Annotated in this window: 16 protein-coding genes; 8 read left to right on the top strand and 8 right to left on the bottom strand. The window is 75.7% G+C overall.

The window, feature by feature from the left end; translation table 11 throughout:
- Positions 1 to 156: 156 nt before the first annotated feature.
- Together ACFVSN_RS09695 and ACFVSN_RS09690 are read right to left on the bottom strand one after the other, a co-directional pair.
- Positions 157 to 528, bottom strand: a complete 372-nt coding sequence (locus ACFVSN_RS09695; RefSeq protein WP_387954706.1) for an adenylyl cyclase — start codon at positions 526 to 528, stop codon at positions 157 to 159.
- A complete protein-coding gene (locus ACFVSN_RS09690) occupies positions 456 to 656 on the bottom strand; it encodes a CYTH domain-containing protein (RefSeq protein ID WP_387954350.1) in 201 nt (66 codons plus the stop codon). Before ACFVSN_RS09690 ends, ACFVSN_RS09695 begins: the two co-directional genes overlap by 73 nt.
- Before the next feature lie 258 nt (positions 657 to 914).
- Between ACFVSN_RS09690 and ACFVSN_RS09685 the strand changes: the two genes are divergently transcribed.
- A complete protein-coding gene (locus tag ACFVSN_RS09685) occupies positions 915 to 1,319 on the top strand; it encodes a hypothetical protein (protein WP_387954349.1) in 405 nt (134 codons plus the stop codon).
- Here ACFVSN_RS09685 and ACFVSN_RS09680 read toward each other — a convergent pair.
- The gene (locus ACFVSN_RS09680; protein ID WP_387954347.1) at positions 1,255 to 2,442 is read right to left on the bottom strand and encodes a CapA family protein; all 1,188 of its coding nucleotides are present in this window, start codon (positions 2,440 to 2,442) and stop codon (positions 1,255 to 1,257) included. The two genes, ACFVSN_RS09685 and ACFVSN_RS09680, sit on opposite strands and share 65 nt — an antisense overlap.
- 332 nt (positions 2,443 to 2,774) lie before the next feature.
- Between ACFVSN_RS09680 and ACFVSN_RS09675 the strand changes: the two genes are divergently transcribed.
- The 3 genes from ACFVSN_RS09675 to ACFVSN_RS09665 all read left to right on the top strand — a co-directional run bounded on the left by ACFVSN_RS09675 (position 2,775) and on the right by ACFVSN_RS09665 (position 5,823).
- Positions 2,775 to 4,049: a M48 family metalloprotease gene (locus ACFVSN_RS09675; protein WP_387954345.1), complete on the top strand. Its 1,275-nt coding sequence runs from the start codon at positions 2,775 to 2,777 to the stop codon at positions 4,047 to 4,049.
- Positions 4,050 to 4,078: 29 nt separating this feature from the next.
- The gene (locus ACFVSN_RS09670; protein ID WP_380500475.1) at positions 4,079 to 4,501 is read left to right on the top strand and encodes a MarR family winged helix-turn-helix transcriptional regulator; all 423 of its coding nucleotides are present in this window, start codon (positions 4,079 to 4,081) and stop codon (positions 4,499 to 4,501) included.
- A 131-nt stretch (positions 4,502 to 4,632) separates the two neighbouring features.
- The gene (locus ACFVSN_RS09665; protein WP_387954343.1) at positions 4,633 to 5,823 is read left to right on the top strand and encodes a PP2C family protein-serine/threonine phosphatase; all 1,191 of its coding nucleotides are present in this window, start codon (positions 4,633 to 4,635) and stop codon (positions 5,821 to 5,823) included.
- Positions 5,824 to 5,836: 13 nt separating this feature from the next.
- Here ACFVSN_RS09665 and ACFVSN_RS09660 read toward each other — a convergent pair whose 3' ends face one another.
- Positions 5,837 to 7,213 carry an ABC transporter substrate-binding protein gene (locus ACFVSN_RS09660; RefSeq protein ID WP_387954342.1) on the bottom strand — a complete coding sequence of 459 codons (1,377 nt, stop codon included), beginning with the start codon at positions 7,211 to 7,213 and terminating at the stop codon, positions 5,837 to 5,839.
- Positions 7,204 to 7,815 carry a hypothetical protein gene (locus ACFVSN_RS09655; protein ID WP_387954341.1) on the bottom strand — a complete coding sequence of 204 codons (612 nt, stop codon included), beginning with the start codon at positions 7,813 to 7,815 and terminating at the stop codon, positions 7,204 to 7,206. Before ACFVSN_RS09655 ends, ACFVSN_RS09660 begins: the two co-directional genes overlap by 10 nt.
- A 180-nt stretch (positions 7,816 to 7,995) precedes the next feature.
- Here ACFVSN_RS09655 and ACFVSN_RS09650 point away from each other — a divergent pair, with 180 nt between their 5' ends.
- From ACFVSN_RS09650 to ACFVSN_RS09635, 4 genes are all read left to right on the top strand, one after another.
- Positions 7,996 to 8,673, top strand: a complete 678-nt coding sequence (locus ACFVSN_RS09650; protein WP_387954340.1) for a hypothetical protein — start codon at positions 7,996 to 7,998, stop codon at positions 8,671 to 8,673.
- Positions 8,674 to 8,679: 6 nt separating this feature from the next.
- On the top strand, positions 8,680 to 10,623 hold the full coding sequence (locus ACFVSN_RS09645; protein ID WP_387954339.1) for an ABC transporter permease: 1,944 nt from the start codon (positions 8,680 to 8,682) through the stop codon (positions 10,621 to 10,623).
- A gap of 130 nt (positions 10,624 to 10,753) precedes the next feature.
- Positions 10,754 to 11,467 (top strand): ABC transporter ATP-binding protein, encoded by a 714-nt coding sequence (locus ACFVSN_RS09640; RefSeq protein ID WP_387954337.1) that lies wholly within the window; start codon positions 10,754 to 10,756, stop codon positions 11,465 to 11,467.
- Positions 11,467 to 12,165 (top strand): ABC transporter ATP-binding protein, encoded by a 699-nt coding sequence (locus ACFVSN_RS09635; RefSeq protein WP_387954335.1) that lies wholly within the window; start codon positions 11,467 to 11,469, stop codon positions 12,163 to 12,165. Before ACFVSN_RS09640 ends, ACFVSN_RS09635 begins: the two co-directional genes overlap by 1 nt.
- On the opposite strand, the gene ACFVSN_RS09630 is transcribed toward ACFVSN_RS09635, so the two are convergent.
- Genes ACFVSN_RS09630 through ACFVSN_RS09620 form a run of 3 tightly spaced genes read right to left on the bottom strand, consistent with a single transcriptional unit; the run spans position 12,119 to position 14,041 of the window.
- Positions 12,119 to 12,907 (bottom strand): SDR family NAD(P)-dependent oxidoreductase, encoded by a 789-nt coding sequence (locus ACFVSN_RS09630; RefSeq protein WP_387954333.1) that lies wholly within the window; start codon positions 12,905 to 12,907, stop codon positions 12,119 to 12,121. The genes ACFVSN_RS09635 and ACFVSN_RS09630 overlap by 47 nt on opposite strands.
- A 25-nt stretch (positions 12,908 to 12,932) precedes the next feature.
- The gene (locus ACFVSN_RS09625) at positions 12,933 to 13,100 is read right to left on the bottom strand and encodes a hypothetical protein (RefSeq protein WP_387954332.1); all 168 of its coding nucleotides are present in this window, start codon (positions 13,098 to 13,100) and stop codon (positions 12,933 to 12,935) included.
- Positions 13,101 to 13,111: 11 nt separating this feature from the next.
- Complete coding sequence (locus tag ACFVSN_RS09620; RefSeq protein ID WP_387954330.1) at positions 13,112 to 14,041, bottom strand: NADP-dependent oxidoreductase; 930 nt, start codon at positions 14,039 to 14,041, stop codon at positions 13,112 to 13,114.
- Between the last annotated feature and the right edge of the window lie 90 nt (positions 14,042 to 14,131).

Genomic DNA, 14,131 nt, shown 5'->3' with positions numbered 1-14,131 from the left:
CCGGGAGGCACGGCGCTCCCGCGACCGAACCACCCCGGGCGCCCGGCCTCCTGAAGCCCCGACAGCCCGAAGCACGGCAGTCCCAAGCAGGGCAGTCCGAAGCGCTGCAGCCCGAAGAGCAGCAGCCCGCCCATCGGAACCCCGCCGGCCCACAGCTCACCGCCCCGTCCGGCCCCCACCCCCCGCACCGCGCCGGGCCGCCACCGCGTCCGTGTAGAGCTCTGGGGTGAAGTCGCCGTCCTCGATGCCGAGTTCGGCCATCAGCCCGCGCACCACGGCCAGCGCCGGAGCCAGCTCGCCCGAGCCCTCGGCGGCCGTCTCCACCTCCAGGTACACCCCGTCGAGCCCGGGGGCCCGGACGAGGGTCGCGAGGAGGCGGCGGCCGTCGCGTTCCACCGCGTAGTTGCGGCAGCGCTTCTCGAAGGCGAGCCGGGGCAGGTACCCGAGGCCCCGGGCTATGCCGTGGGCGGCTCCGGCGTCCGCCACCGCCGTCTCGTGCTCGGGCGTCGAGCCGGACGGTCCGTCCACCCGGGGCCCTTGTAGGTGAGCAGCGCGCGCCGGGATCCGTCCGCGCCCTCGATCTCGCGGATCCGCAGCTCCCGGTCGCCGTCGAGCAGTTCGCCGCCCGGCGTGTCGTAGGAGGTGTCCCGGTACACCTCCGCCCGGCCCCGGACCGTACCCGCCCTCCAGGTGGCGCAGGACCGCCCCCGGTCGGCGCACGAGCGCTTTCAGTTCCGCCTCGATCATCCGTCCGCCTTCCGGGCCGCACGACGGCAATACTCGGACGGCGCCAATCGGACGGTGCCAATCGGACGGTGCCACTCGACGGTCCGCCCCGGAGGCCGATCCTGCCGTCGTCCGCACGTGCCGAAAACCGGGTGCCGCCGCGCGCCGGCTCTCCTAGCCTGGCGTGCATGTGCACGCGATCTCAGACCTCCCGGCGCCACTACGTCTGCGTGTCCTGCCGGGTGTCGATGAAGCGCCACGGCGCACCGGGGCGGGACGGGTGCCCGCGCTGCGGCGGGCAGTTGACGGACGCCGGGCACGACCTGGAGGTGCCGGGGAAGCGGGACGACGCCGGCTGGCGGGCGCTCACGGCGCTGCTGCGCGCGGGCGTGACATTCCACTCCTCGTGCTGCGACGGGCCCGGCTGGCGCCCGCGCACGCCGCGCGAGGTCCGCGAGCGGCTGGCCGCGTCGCGCGGCACCGGGCTGTCCGCCGCCGCGGCGCTGACCACCCGGGACGTCGGCGAGCTCAGTGCGCGGCGGCGGGAGCGGGGGCGAGTCCCGCGCAGCCGCGCAGGCCGTCGCGCCGCTTGAGCGCGGCCTCGGCGGCGGCGCCGGTGACGGGCACCGGAACGCCCCGGTCGTCGACCGTCGCCGGGGCGAACGCCTCGCCGGTCACCCGGCCGTCGCCGGTGACGGTCAGCGTGGTGACGCCGGTCTCGTTCGAGAACGGGTAGTTGGAGGTGCCGTACCAGAGGAAGTTGCCGAAGCCGTACCCGATGTAGGTGTTCCCGAGCATGCCGGAGCCGACCATCGTGTGGGCGTGGGTGCCGACCACGGCGGTGGCGCCGGCGGCGGCGAGCTTCTTCGCGATGGACGTCTGGTCTGCGGTCGGGCAGGCCTTGCCCTCCTCGCCCCAGTGCAGGTAGACGAGGACGACGGAGGCCTGGCGCTTCGCGTCCTCCACCGCCTTGACGACGGCGGGGACGTCGAGGGCGGAGGCGATGCCCGGCTTGGCGGCGCCGGCGCGCCACTTCTGGTTGGTGAGGTCCTCGATCTGGCTGGCCGCGACGACGGCGACCTTCACGCCGCGCACCGTGGAGACGTACGGCGCGTACGCCTCCTTGGCGGTGCGGCCGACGCCGATGACCGGGATCGGCGCGGAGTCCTTGGCCGCGAGGGTGTCGGCGAGGCCGTCGGCGCCGAAGTCGACGGCGTGGTTGTTCGCCATGGAGACGACGTCGACGCCGGAGGCCTTGAGGGCGTCGAGCGCCTTGGGCGTAGTGCGGAAGGTGTAGAGCTTGGGCTCCGGGGCGCCGCGGCCGGTGATCGCGGTCTCCAGGTTGAGCACGGACAGGTCGGCGTCCGCGAGGGTCGCGGAGATCGGGCCGAGCGGCGGCTCGGGCGGCTGCACGGCGAGCCGGGCCTCGGTGCGGCCCTCGAAGTGGACGTCCCCGGCGAAGGCCACCCGGATGGTCCCGTCGGGCCGCGGCGCCGTCGGCTTGGCCGTCGCGGGGGCGGGAGCTGCCGCGGAGACGGTCGGCGCGGAGGAGCCCTTCCCCGAAGCCGCGGCCGACGGGGCGGCGGCGGACGCGGAAGCCCCGGATGCAGAGGCTCCGGCCCCGGACGCCGCGTCGTCGGGCCCGCACGCGGCGACACCCGTCAGCCCGAGCAGGAGCGCGGTGCAGGCGGCAGCGGACGAGACGGCGCGGCGCATGAGTGGTTCCCCCCGAGATCAACACCAGCAGCAAGACGAAGCGGCAACGCAGAGCAGCACGACGGAGCGGCCGCGCGGAGCATCGGCACAAGAGCGGTCAGCCTACGTCACGCACCCGCGCGGTTTCGGCACCGTTCGGACACAGTGCGGACAAGACCGGAGCCGGAACCCACCCGCCCGAAGCCAGGGCCCACCCGGCCAACGGGGGGTGAACCCGCCCGAGGACGGGCCACGCCCCGGCCCGGTGCGCCATGCTGAACCCCGACACGCTGCACCCCGACACGCTGCACCCCGACACCCGCCGTCCAGGACCCCGGAGCCGCACCCCTCCCATGGACACCACGACCACGGACGACTTCACCCCCGCCGAACGCGCCCGCGGCCGGGCCCTGCGCCGCGCCCAGCTCCCGTGGGCGCTGGGCGGGCGGCTGACCGGTCTCGCGCTCACCCTCGTCCTTGGCCTCACCCCCGCCGGGGCGGGCCTGGTGAGCGCCGTCGGCGGCTGGTTCGGCGGCTCCCGCACGGCCGAGGTCCTGGCGGGCGCGGCGGCGCTGGTCGTGCTCGGCCAGGCGGCGCAGCTGCCGTTCGGCGCCAGCGCGCGGACCGTCCGGGCCCGGTACGGGCTGGTGACACAGGGCTGGGCGGGCTGGGCGCTGGACGCGGTGCGCGGCCTGGCGCTGGCGCTCGTGCTGGTCCTGCCGCTCGCGCTCGGGCTGTTCGCGCTGACGGCGTGGTCGCCGGAGCGCTGGTGGGTGCCGGGGGCGGGCGCGGCGGCGGTGCTCGTCGGCGCGCTGTCGTTCCTGCACCCGCTCGTGGTCGAGCCGGTGTTCAACCGCTTCACCCCGATGCCGGAGGGGCCGCTGCGGACGGCGCTGCTCGCGCTGGCGCAGCGGGACGGCGTCGGGATCCGCGACGTCCTGGTGGCGGACGCCTCCCGGCGGACGACCGCGCTGAACGCGTACGTGTCGGGGCTGGGCGCGACCCGCCGGATCGTCGCGTACGACACGCTGCTGTCGACGGCCGAGCCGCGCGAGGTGGAGCTGGTGGTCGCGCACGAGCTGGGGCACGTGAAGCACCGGGACGTCCTGACCGGCACCGTGCTGGGCGCGGCGGGCGCGGCCGTGGCGGTGGTGGTGCTGGGTCTGCTGGGCACGTGGCGGCCGCTCCTGGAGGCGGCCGGGGCGGCGGACGCGGCGGATCCGCGGGCGCTGCCGCTGCTGGCGGCGATCGGGGCGCTGCTGGGCGCGCTGTCGGGGCCGGCGCAGTGCGCGGCGAGCCGCCGGATCGAGGCCAGGGCGGACCGGCACGCCCTCGAACTGACCTCGGACGCCGAGCAGTTCATCGCGATGCAGCGCAGACTGGCACTGGCCAACGTGTCCGATGTCGACCCGCCCCGGGTGCTTGAGCTACTGTTCGCCACTCACCCCAGCGCGACCCGCCGGATCGCCGCCGCCCGCGCGTGGCGGGCCGAGGGCACGAGCGCCGACGGGACACCGGGCGGACCGGCGGGCGAGTCGACCGACGGGCCGACGGACCGGTCGACGGACGAGCCCACGGACGGGCCGACCGGCGGACCGGCGGGCATCCCGCCGAAACCCGTTGTATAGTGCAACAAATCCCGAGGAGGTAGGACGCCGTGCCCGGCCGCCAGACGTCGATCGACACCATCCAGCGCGAGCTGACCGCCTTCGCCCGCCGCGCCCGCCACAAGGCCTCGCAGCTGCACCCTGACCTCTCCCTGGTCACCTACAGCATCCTCGACCTGATCACCGAGCGCGGCGGCTGCCGGGCGGCCGACGTCGCGGCGTACTTCATGCTCGACAAGTCCACCGTCAGCCGGCAGGTCACCGCCCTGGAGCGGCTCGGCCTGCTGCGCCGCGAGACCGACCCGGACGACCAGCGCGGCCAGATCCTGCGCGCCACCGACGCCGGGCTCACCCTCCTGCGGGACGCCAACGAGCAGCGCCGGCTGGCCTTCACCGAGCGCTTCACCGACTGGTCAGACGCCGACATCTCGCGCTTCGCCGACTACCTCGCCCGCTACGGCGCCGAGGGCTGACCCTCCCCGGACAGCCACCGGCCCCCACACCGGACACCCACCGGCCCGCGCCACCGCCGCCCGCCACCCACCGGCCCCCGCGGACGCCGCCCGGGGTGCGCCGCACCGCCCCCACGGTGTACAGAGGAGAGGTGCCACTACGGCAGCGAGACCGTGACCCGCGCCCCCGCGACCGCCGCCGACCGTGGCGGCTCGACCGCCGCGCGCTGACGGCGCTGCCGCTCGCGCTGATCGTCGTCATCACGGTCGTCGACATCCTCTCGCCGCCGGACATCCACCTCGGCCCGCTGCTGATCGTGGCCCCGGCGCTCACCGCCTCCCTGGCCGGCGCCCGCGCCACGTTCGGCGTCGCCGTGCTCGCGCTCGCCGCGCTCGCCGTCATCGGCGGCGTCCGGGAGGCGGGCCTCACCACCACGAACATCCAGACCCAGCTCGCCGCTCAGCTCGCCGTCTCGGTGCTGATCGTCACCCTGCGGGTGCTGCGCGACCGGCACGAGCGCGAGCTGGCCCGGGTCCGCTCGGTGTCCGAGGCCGCCCAGCGGGTGCTGCTGCGCCCCCTCCCGGACCGGATCGGGCCGCTGCACCTCGCCTCCGTCTACCTGGCCGCCGAGGCCGAGGCACAGGTCGGCGGGGACCTCTACGCGGCGGCCCGCACCCCGACCGGCACCCGGCTCCTGGTGGGCGACGTGCGCGGCAAGGGCCTGTCCTCGCTCGGCGACGCGGCGCTCCTGCTCGGCGCCTTCCGCGCCGCCGCCCACCTGCACGCCGAGCTGCCCGGGCTCGCCGCCTACCTGGACGGCAGCGTCTGCTGGGACCTCGCCCAGCTCAGCGCCCAGGCGAGCCGCCGGCGGCTGGTCGGCGGGTCCGGCGACGGGCCCGAGGAGGACGCCGGGGCGGACGACAGCGGCGAGTCCTTCATCACCGCCGTCCTGCTCGACATCCCCGACGACGGCACCGAGGTCCGCCTGATCGACTGCGGCCACCCGCCCCCGCTGCTCCTGCGCGCCGACGGCATCACCCCGCTGGCCGCCGACCACCCGGCGCCGCCGCTCGGCCTCGGCGAACTGGCGCCGGGCGAGTACCGGGTCGAGGTGTTCCCGTTCCGGCCCGGCGACCGGCTGCTGATCTACACGGACGGCGTGATCGAGGCCCGGGACGCCCGCAAGCGCTTCTACCCGCTCACCGAACGCGTCACGGCCTGGCAGGCCGACCGCCCGTCCGTCCTCCTGCACCGCCTGCGCCGCGACCTCCTGGCCCACGTCGGCGGCCACCTGGACGACGACGCGGCGATGGTCGTGGTCGAGCGGCTCCCGGACGACTGACGCACCGGACCGGTCAGGGCTTGTACGGCAGCTGGGGCACGTCGTAGCAGGTCGTCGTCATCGACGGCACCTGGGTGACCCAGCCGCCCGCGCCGCCCCCGGCCGAGTCCTGCCAGCGGGCGGCGTTCAGGCAGGCGCGCACGGGGCCCGCGGGCGGCGGCTCGGGGACGAAGGAGGCGGGCAGGATCAGGCCGTGCGCGTCGTACGGCTCGGCGCGGTTCATGAACGCCTCCACGCAGGCCCGGGTGAGCGCCGCGCCGCACGAGTCCATCGCGTCGGTGAGCCACTGGGCGCCCGCCCAGCCCTCCAGCTCCCAGGCGGACAGCTGCGCCGCCCGGTCGGGGTAGTAGCGGGCCATCGCCGCCCGGAAGTCGCGCACCGCCGGGTACTGCCGGTCCTCGTAGTTCAGGCTGGACGAGGTCGCCCAGAGCGCGTTGCGGCAATCGGGTGAGGACTGGTAGTCGGTGCGCACCGACTCCGACCAGTTCTGCACGTTGGTCACCTTCGCCGTCACCCGCGCCCCGGCCTCGTCCAGGGCGCGGCACAGGGCCGCGTTGCCGCGGGTGTCCATGGCGTCGAAGAGGAGCTGCGAGCCGTCGGCGCGGACGGCGGCGGCGACCGCCTGGAAGTCGGGCAGCGCGAAGTCCACCGTCTGGAGCAGCACCCGGTAGCCCTCCGCCTCCAGCCCGGCCTTCAGCTGGGCGGCGTAGCGGGCCGAGTCGGCCTGGTTGTAGGCGACGACGGCGGCGCTGGCCGCACCCAGGCGCTCCTTGAAGAAACGGAACACCTCGGTGCTCTGGTAGAGCGTCCCGTTCCAGCCCACCGACCGCCCGTCGCGCGGGGCCGCGCTGCCGTAGATGCCGTACAGGTGCGGCCAGCGGTCGTAGGCGGTGCCGATCGGCTGCCCGCCGACGTCCGGCACGGCCTTGCCGCTGACGTACGGCGCGCCCGCGTAGTCGAGGACGCTGCCGCTCGCGAAGGCGAAGACGTGGGCCTGGTCGACCAGGCGGTGGACGCAGTCCTGGTTGCCGATGCCGCTGCCGGCGTCGTCGCACGTGACGAGGCGGACGGTGCGCCCGTGCAGGCCGCCGCGGTCGTTGAGGGCCTGGAAGAAGGCCTGGGCGCCGTAGCGCGGGCCGCTGAACACGTCGCTGCCGACCGGGCTGGTCAGCGACGTGACGATGCCGATCCGGATCTCGCCGGCGGTGACACCGGTGTCCGAGGCCGGGTTGGCGCCGGACGCGGAGCCGGGACCGGACCCCGGGCCTGCGGGGGTGGGGCGGCCGGTGAACGCGCCGTCCGGGAGCCGGGTGCCGCAGGCCGTCAGCAGCAGGAGCAGGGCCAGCAGGACGGCGGGCACCCGGCGGGGGGCGGCGGCCGTCAGCCGCATCCGGGGATCGGGGTGCCGCTGGCGCCGGCGGCCTGGGTGAGGAGGCCGCAGAGCGTGGCGCGGCCGACCTTCCAGGTGCCGTTGTCGAGGACGGCCTGGCCGGAGGCGCTCGGCTCGACGACGGTGCCCTGCAGGGAGAGCGCGTAGGTGACGGTGGCGTTCGTGGCGTCCGTGAACGTCACGTCGGACACCTTGGCCTGCACCTGGCCGACCCGCGGGTCCTGGGAGAAGCCCTGGAGGACGGGGAGCAGCACGTCACCGTTCTGGAGCAGCCTGGCCTTGTCGGCGATGGGGGTGGCCGGGTCGAAGAACTTCTCCCAGTTGGCGGTGACCTCGGCCTTCGCGGCGGCCGGGTCGGCGGGCGCGGTGCCGCTCGCGGAGGCGCCGGGCGAAGCGGCGGAACCGGCACCGGCCACCGCCGACGAGATGGCCGCCGACGCCGAGGAAACGGCCGCCGACGCCGCCGACTTCACCGAGGACGCCGCCGACGAACCGGACTTGCTGCTGCTGCACGCGGCCACCGATCCGGCCAGCAGCAGCGCGAGCAGCGCGCTCGCCGCCGTCCGCAGGACCCTGGGCTTGCCGCTCTCCGTCACAGGCATTGCTGTTCCCTTTCGGGTGTTCCCTCGCGGGGCTCGACCTCGCGGGGTTCGATCTCGCGGATTCGATCTCGCGGGTTCGACCTCGGGGGGTCGATCCGGTGGGTTCGATCCGGTGGTCTCCCGGATGCCGTTCCAGGCCGATCCTGGAAACGTCGCAAGTGACACCATGAAGGCGGATCGATGGACGAATCGCAATCCGGCGGACGAACCGCCCGGAACGCCGCGCGGGAGTCCCCCGTCCGGCGCGGCGCCCGTCGGCCGCGGGCCCTGCGGGGCACGCGCGAGTGGGCCGGGTGGCTGCTCGTCGCGGCCGGGGCGGTGCTGTGTGTACTGGGCTGGTACGGGGTGTCCGGCGAGCGCTTCGCCGAGCAGCAGATCCCCTACCTGGCGTCGTCCACGATCCCCGGCGCGGCGCTGATCGTGGCGGGCGCCGTGCTGGTCGCGCTGCGGCAGCCGCCCCCGTCCGGGCGCGGCGATCCGACCGATCTCCGGGTGGAGCGGCTGTACGCGCTCCTGATCGAGCCGGACGGGCCGAACGATCCGGATGAGCCGGATGAGCCGGGTGAACCGGATGAGCCGGACGAGCCGGGGGCTGCCGGGGAACCGTCGTTCTCCCCGGAGTCCGAGAGCTGCGGGTGGCTCGCCGTGCCCGGCGGCACGCACTACCACCGGCCGGACTGTCCGCTCGTCGCCGGGAAGGACACGGCCGTGCGGGTGGGCCCGGAGGCTGTCCGGACCCGGGGCCTGACGGCCTGTCCGGTCTGCGAGCCGCCCACCACGCCGGACGGGGACCCCGGGGCACCCGACGGCCCCGCCGCCACCACCCGTCCGGGCGAGTCCGCCCCGCCCGCCGGCTGAGCCCCGATGGCCGCCTCCGGCTCGCTCGGCCTCACCGTCGACCTCGCCCTCGCCGGGCTCACCGTCGGCAGCGCCGCCGCGCTCAGCGGCATCGGCCTGGTGGTGTGCCACCGCGCCACCGGCGTGCTCAACATCGCGCAGGGCGCGCAGGCGATGGCCGTCGCCTACCTGCTGCGCGACCTGGTCGTGGTGCGGCACTGGCCGGTGTGGCCCGCCGTCGCGTTCTGCCTGCTGCTCGTCGCCCCCGCGCTCGGCGTGCTGCTGGACGTCCTCGTCTACCGCCCCCTGCAACGGCGCGGCGCCGGACCGGCCGACACGATGGTCGCCGGGCTCGGCGTGTTCGTGCTGCTCATCGGCGCCGTCGTGCTGCTGTGGGGCGCCGCGCCGCTGGCCGGGGCACCCTCGCCGTTCGGCGGCGCGCCGATCCGGCTGCCCGGCGGGCACGCGCTGCGGCCCGACACCGTCGCCCAGCTCGCCGCGATCCTCGTGCTCGCGCTCACCGTCGCCGCCACCACCCGCTGGACCCGCTTCGGCCTGCACCTGCGCGCCGTCGTCGACGACCGCCGCCTCGCCGGCCTCGCCGGGGTGGACGCCGACCGGGTCTCGGCCGCCGGGTGGGCGTTCGGCTCGTTCACCGCCGGACTGGTCGGCATCGCCCTCGCGCCGTACCTGCTGCTCGACCCGTACGGGCTGCCGCTGCTGGTCATGGAGACCATGGCGGTCGCCGTCGCGGCCCGGCTGCGCAGCATCCCGGTCGCCGTCGCCACCGGGCTCGGCCTCGGCGTCGCCCAGGCCGAGCTCACCCGGCTGCGCCCGGCGGGGCAGTTGCTGCCGCTGGTGGAGGCGGTGCAGTCGAACCTGTTCGTGATCGCCCTGCTCGCCACCGCGCTGCTCGCCGGACCGCGCATCTCCGGCGAACGGGCCGGCTCTCCCGCGTTCTCGGGGCCCGGGGCCGCGGATGGCGGGCGCGGTGCGGCGGCGGTGTGCCTCGTGCTGCTCCTGCTGCCGCTCGGTTTCCGGGGCAACGACCTGCGCAGCGCGCTGCTCGTACCGGCGCTCGCCCTCGTGCTGCTGTCGATCGTCGTGGTCACCGGGTACGGCGGGCAGATCTCGCTCGGCCAGGCGGGGTACGCGGGGATGGGCGCGCTCGGGACGGCGCTGCTGATGTCGGGCCGGGTGCCCGGGCTCCCGCCGCTGCCGGCCGCGCCCGCGCTGCTGCTCGCCGTGCTCGCGACCGCGCCGCTCGGGCTGCTCACCGGCTGGCCGGCGATCCGGCGGCGCGGGCTGGCGCTCGCGCTGGTCACGTTCGCGGTCGGGACGGCGATGAGCCGGTTCGTCTTCCAGCAGCCGTACGCGACCACCGGGCTCACCCTCGACCGGCCGTCCTTCCTGGCCGGGGACCGCGCCTTCTACGTCGCCGAGCTCCTGCTGCTGGGGCTCGGGGCGGCGGTCGTGCGCGGCCTCCACCGGGGGCGCCTCGGGCGGGCGCTGACCGCGATGCGCGACCACGAGGCCGGCGCCGTCGCGGCGGGGGTGGACGTGCCCGGGCTGAAGCTGCTCGCCTTCGTGGCGGGCGCGGCGCTCGCGGCGCTGGGCGGCGGGCTGATGGGGCTCGCGGGGCGGGCCTTCGACGCGGCGTCGTTCGACCCGGTGCGTGGGCTGCTGTGGTTCGCGGCGGTGGTGGTCGCGGGGGCGGACAGCGCGCTGGGGGCCGTCCTGGCCGCCGCCCTGCTGATCGGCCTCGACGCGGGCACGGTCGCGGGTGTATCGGCGGTGGCGGTGGGCGTCCTCGCCGCCGCCATCGGACGGCTCCCCGGCGGGCTCGCCGCCCTGCCCGGCCGCAGGTCCGCTCAGGCGCCGCCACCACTGCCGCCCGGGCGCCTCACCCCGGCGGGCCAGCGGGTGCGGGCGACGATCGCGGGGCGGATCGCGCGGGAGGAGGAGCGGTGAGCGCGGGCACGGCGGGGTGCGGGCGGGCCGCGAGCGAGGCTTCACAGGAGACAGCTGACAACTTTCAGATAACAGATTTTGAAATCTGTCATCTGAAAGTTGTCAGCTGTCACTCCGCCGCGGAGCACCCATGACCGCCCGCCTCACCGCCCGCGGCATCGTGCGCCGCTACGGCGGGATCGAGGCCGTCGGCGGCGTCGACCTCGTCGCGCCCGCCGGGCGGATCACCGCGCTGATCGGGCCGAACGGGGCCGGGAAGAGCACGCTGTTCGACTGCCTGGCCGGGACGGTCCGGCCGGACGCCGGGCGGGTGCTGCTCGGCGGACGGGACGTCACACGGGTCGCGGCGCACGCACGGGTGCGGCTGGGGCTCGCCCGCACCTTCCAGCAGATCGCCGTCTTCCCCACCCTCTCCGTCACCGACAACGTCCGTGTGGGCGCCGAGCAGCGACCCGACCGGGCGGACGTCCCGGGGCGCACGGAGCGGGCACTCGCGCTGTTCGGGCTGCGGGACGTGGCCGGCGAGTCGGCCGGGGCGCAGCCGACCGGGGTACTGCGCCTGGTGGAGCTGGCCCGGGCGCTGGCGGGCGAGCCGCGGGTGCTGCTGCTGGACGAGCCCGCGGCGGGGCTGGATTCGGCCCAGACGGCCAGGCTGGTGGCGGTGTTGCGGGGACTCGCGGGGCACGGGATGGCACTGCTGCTGGTCGAGCACGACGCCGGGCTGGTCGCCGAACTCGCCGACACCGTCTACGCGATGGCGGACGGCCGGGTGGTGGCGGCCGGTCCCGCGGCGGCGGTGCTGGCGGATCCGCGGGTGGCCCGGGCGTGGGGCGGGGTGGCGTGATGCCGGTGGAGATCGCGTTGCGCTCGGCACGGGTCCGGTACGGTCCGCTCGAAGCGCTGCACGGGGTGGACCTGGCGTTCCCGTCCGGGCTGGTGAGCGTCCTGCTGGGGCCCAACGGCGCCGGACGGACGAGCGCGCTGCACGCGCTGGCCGGGCTCGTCCGGCTGTCCGGGGGCCGGGTCGTGTGGCGGGGCCGGGACGTCACCGGACTGTCGGTACGCCGGCGGGTGCGGACGGGGCTCGCGCTGGTGCCGGCGGAGCGGGCGGTGTTCGCGTCGCTGACGGTGGCCGAGCACCTCCAACTCGCTGGTCCGGGCAGCGAGTCGGCCCTCCGCCTGTTTCCCGAGCTGGCCGCGCTGCTACCCCGCCGGGCGGGCACGCTCTCCGGCGGGCAGCAGCAACTCGTGGCCCTCGCCCGGGCTTTGGCCACCGAGCCCGAGGTGCTGCTGCTCGACGAGCCCGAGCGCGGCCTGGCCCCGGCCGTCGTCGCCCGCCTGCACGCCCACCTGCTCGCCGCCGACACCACGGTGATCCTGAGCGCGCGGGAACTCCCCCGCACCCTGGCGGGCGCGGCCGTCGTGCACGTGCTGCACCGCGGCGAGGTCGTGTTCTCCGGCGAGCCGGGCGAACTCGCCGCCACCGGGCCGACCGCTACTGCGCCAAGTACCCGCCGTCCACCGGCAGGACGGCTCCCGTGATGAACGACGCCTCGTCGGAGGCCAGGAACAGCACGGCCGACGCGACCTCCGCCGGGGAGCCGAGCCGGCCCATCGGGTGGAGCTTCTCGATCGCGGCGAGGTACTCGGGCCCGCCGGGCTCGTCGCGCAGCCGGACGACGCGTTCGGTGGTGATGGTGCCGGGGGCGACGGCGTTGACGCGGATGCCGCGGTCGGCCCACTCGACGGCGAGGTGCTTGGTGAGGCCGGAGGCGACGAACTTGGCCGGGCCGTAGACCGCCTGGCCGCGCTGGCCGGCCTCGCCGGAGATGGAGGAGATGCAGACGACCGAGCCGCCGGGCCGCTCCTGGGCGGTCATCGCGGCGATCGCGTACTTGCAGGTGAGGAACATGCCGCGGCCGTCGATGGCCATGACGTGGTCCCAGTCCTCGGCGGTGGCCTCGGTGATCTCCATGAGCGGGAGCACACCGGCGTTGGCGACCAGGACGTCGAGCCGGCCGTTGCGCTCGACGGCGGCGTCGATCATCCGGCGCGCGTCCTCGTCGCTGGCGACGTCGCCGACCACCGTGCCGATGTCGTACGGGAGTTGGTCGGCGAGGCGGGCCAGACCGACGGCGTCGACGTCGGTCGCGATCACCGCCGCACCCTCGCGGGCGAAGCGTTCGGCGACGGCCCGGCCGATGCCGCTCGCCGCGCCCGTCACCACGCAGGACCTGCCCGCGAGCCGTCCGACCCCGCCACCTGTTGCATTCGCAGTCACCATGACGCCGGACTCTATCGACGAACGGTCAGGACGGCGTGGATGGCGCCGGATTGGCCTGCTCCGCGAACAGCGAACGGCTCGCGGCGGCGTCGGCGGTCAGCGGACGGCAACAGCGAACGGCGAACGGCGAACGGCGAACAACTTTCAGATAACAGATTTCAAAATCTGTTATCTGAAAGTTGTCAGCTGTCATCCGTTCGCCCCTCACACCGTGAGCACGATCTTCCCCCGCAGGTGCCCGTGCTCGCTCACCCGGTGCGCCTCCGCCGCCTCGGCGAGCGGGAGCACCCGGTGCAGCGGCAGCCGCAGGTCCCCCGCCGCGTGCAGCGCGAGCGCGGCCTCGAACGCGCGGCCGTAGTAGGGCTCGACGCCCTCGGCACCGCCGGTGAAGCGCACCCCGTGCTCCGCGGCGCCCACGAAGTCGGCGATCGTCAGCACCCAGTCGGCGCCGCCCGCCAGTTCGATCGAGAGCGGCAAAACCCCGCCGACCCCGGCCGCGTCCAGCACCTTGTCCACGCCGCCCGGTGCAACGGCCCGCACGCGCTCGGCCAGCCCGTCGCCGTACGCCACCGGGATGGCGCCCAGCTCGCGCAGGTGGGCGTGGTTGGCCTCGCTCGCGGTGCCGACGACCGTGATCCCGCGCGCCCGGGCGAACTGCAGCAGCACGGTGCCGACCCCGCCGGCCGCGCCGTGCACCAGCAGCGTCTCGCCGGGCCGGACGTCGAGGATGGCCAGCGCCCGCTCGGCGGTCTCCGCCGCGACCGGGATCGCCGCGGCCTCCTCCCAGCCCAGCGTGGCGGGCTTGCGGGCCAGCTGGGCGGCGGGCACGATCACGTGCTCGGCGTGCGCGCCGCCCATCACCGCGCCGAACACCTCGTCACCGGTCGCCCACGCGGTGACGTCCGCACCGACGGCCCGGACCACGCCGGACAGTTCGAAGCCGGCGACGAAGGGATGGGCGACGGGGAAGACGTCCGCCATCAGGCCGGCCCGGATCTTGTGGTCCAGCGGGTTGACGCCCGCCGCGCGGACCTCGACCAGGACCTCGCCGGCACCCGGGGCGGGCAGGTCGAGGTCGATGGGGCGCAGCACGTCCGCGCCGCCGTACTCGGAGAAAGCGATCGCCTTGGTCATGGGAAAGTCCTTGCCGTGTCGAGGAGTTCGTGGACCCCGTGTTCTGGTACGGCTCCATCCTCGGCGCCCGGCCGGCTTCTCCCGGCCGTC

It is taken from the genome of Kitasatospora sp. NPDC057904 (genome assembly GCF_042887925.1).
Classification (GTDB): Bacteria; Actinomycetota; Actinomycetes; order Streptomycetales; family Streptomycetaceae; genus Kitasatospora.
The sequence above is the reverse complement of the archived record's forward strand: the minus strand, read 5'-3'. Positions and strand labels throughout refer to the sequence as shown.

What these genes read in the sequence shown, in the direction of transcription:
- ACFVSN_RS09685 (WP_387954349.1), top strand. Translation starts at nt 915, where the DNA reads ATGTGCACGCGATCTCAGACCTCCCGGCGCCACTACGTCTGCGTGTCC.
- ACFVSN_RS09680 (WP_387954347.1), bottom strand. Translation starts at nt 2,442, where the DNA reads ATGCGCCGCGCCGTCTCGTCCGCTGCCGCCTGCACCGCGCTCCTGCTC.
- ACFVSN_RS09675 (WP_387954345.1), top strand. Translation starts at nt 2,775, where the DNA reads ATGGACACCACGACCACGGACGACTTCACCCCCGCCGAACGCGCCCGC.
- ACFVSN_RS09660 (WP_387954342.1), bottom strand. Translation starts at nt 7,213, where the DNA reads ATGCGGCTGACGGCCGCCGCCCCCCGCCGGGTGCCCGCCGTCCTGCTG.
- ACFVSN_RS09655 (WP_387954341.1), bottom strand. Translation starts at nt 7,815, where the DNA reads ATGCCTGTGACGGAGAGCGGCAAGCCCAGGGTCCTGCGGACGGCGGCG.
- ACFVSN_RS09650 (WP_387954340.1), top strand. Translation starts at nt 7,996, where the DNA reads ATGGACGAATCGCAATCCGGCGGACGAACCGCCCGGAACGCCGCGCGG.
- ACFVSN_RS09645 (WP_387954339.1), top strand. Translation starts at nt 8,680, where the DNA reads ATGGCCGCCTCCGGCTCGCTCGGCCTCACCGTCGACCTCGCCCTCGCC.
- ACFVSN_RS09640 (WP_387954337.1), top strand. Translation starts at nt 10,754, where the DNA reads ATGACCGCCCGCCTCACCGCCCGCGGCATCGTGCGCCGCTACGGCGGG.
- ACFVSN_RS09635 (WP_387954335.1), top strand. Translation starts at nt 11,467, where the DNA reads ATGCCGGTGGAGATCGCGTTGCGCTCGGCACGGGTCCGGTACGGTCCG.
- ACFVSN_RS09630 (WP_387954333.1), bottom strand. Translation starts at nt 12,907, where the DNA reads ATGGTGACTGCGAATGCAACAGGTGGCGGGGTCGGACGGCTCGCGGGC.
- ACFVSN_RS09625 (WP_387954332.1), bottom strand. Translation starts at nt 13,100, where the DNA reads ATGACAGCTGACAACTTTCAGATAACAGATTTTGAAATCTGTTATCTG.
- ACFVSN_RS09620 (WP_387954330.1), bottom strand. Translation starts at nt 14,041, where the DNA reads ATGACCAAGGCGATCGCTTTCTCCGAGTACGGCGGCGCGGACGTGCTG.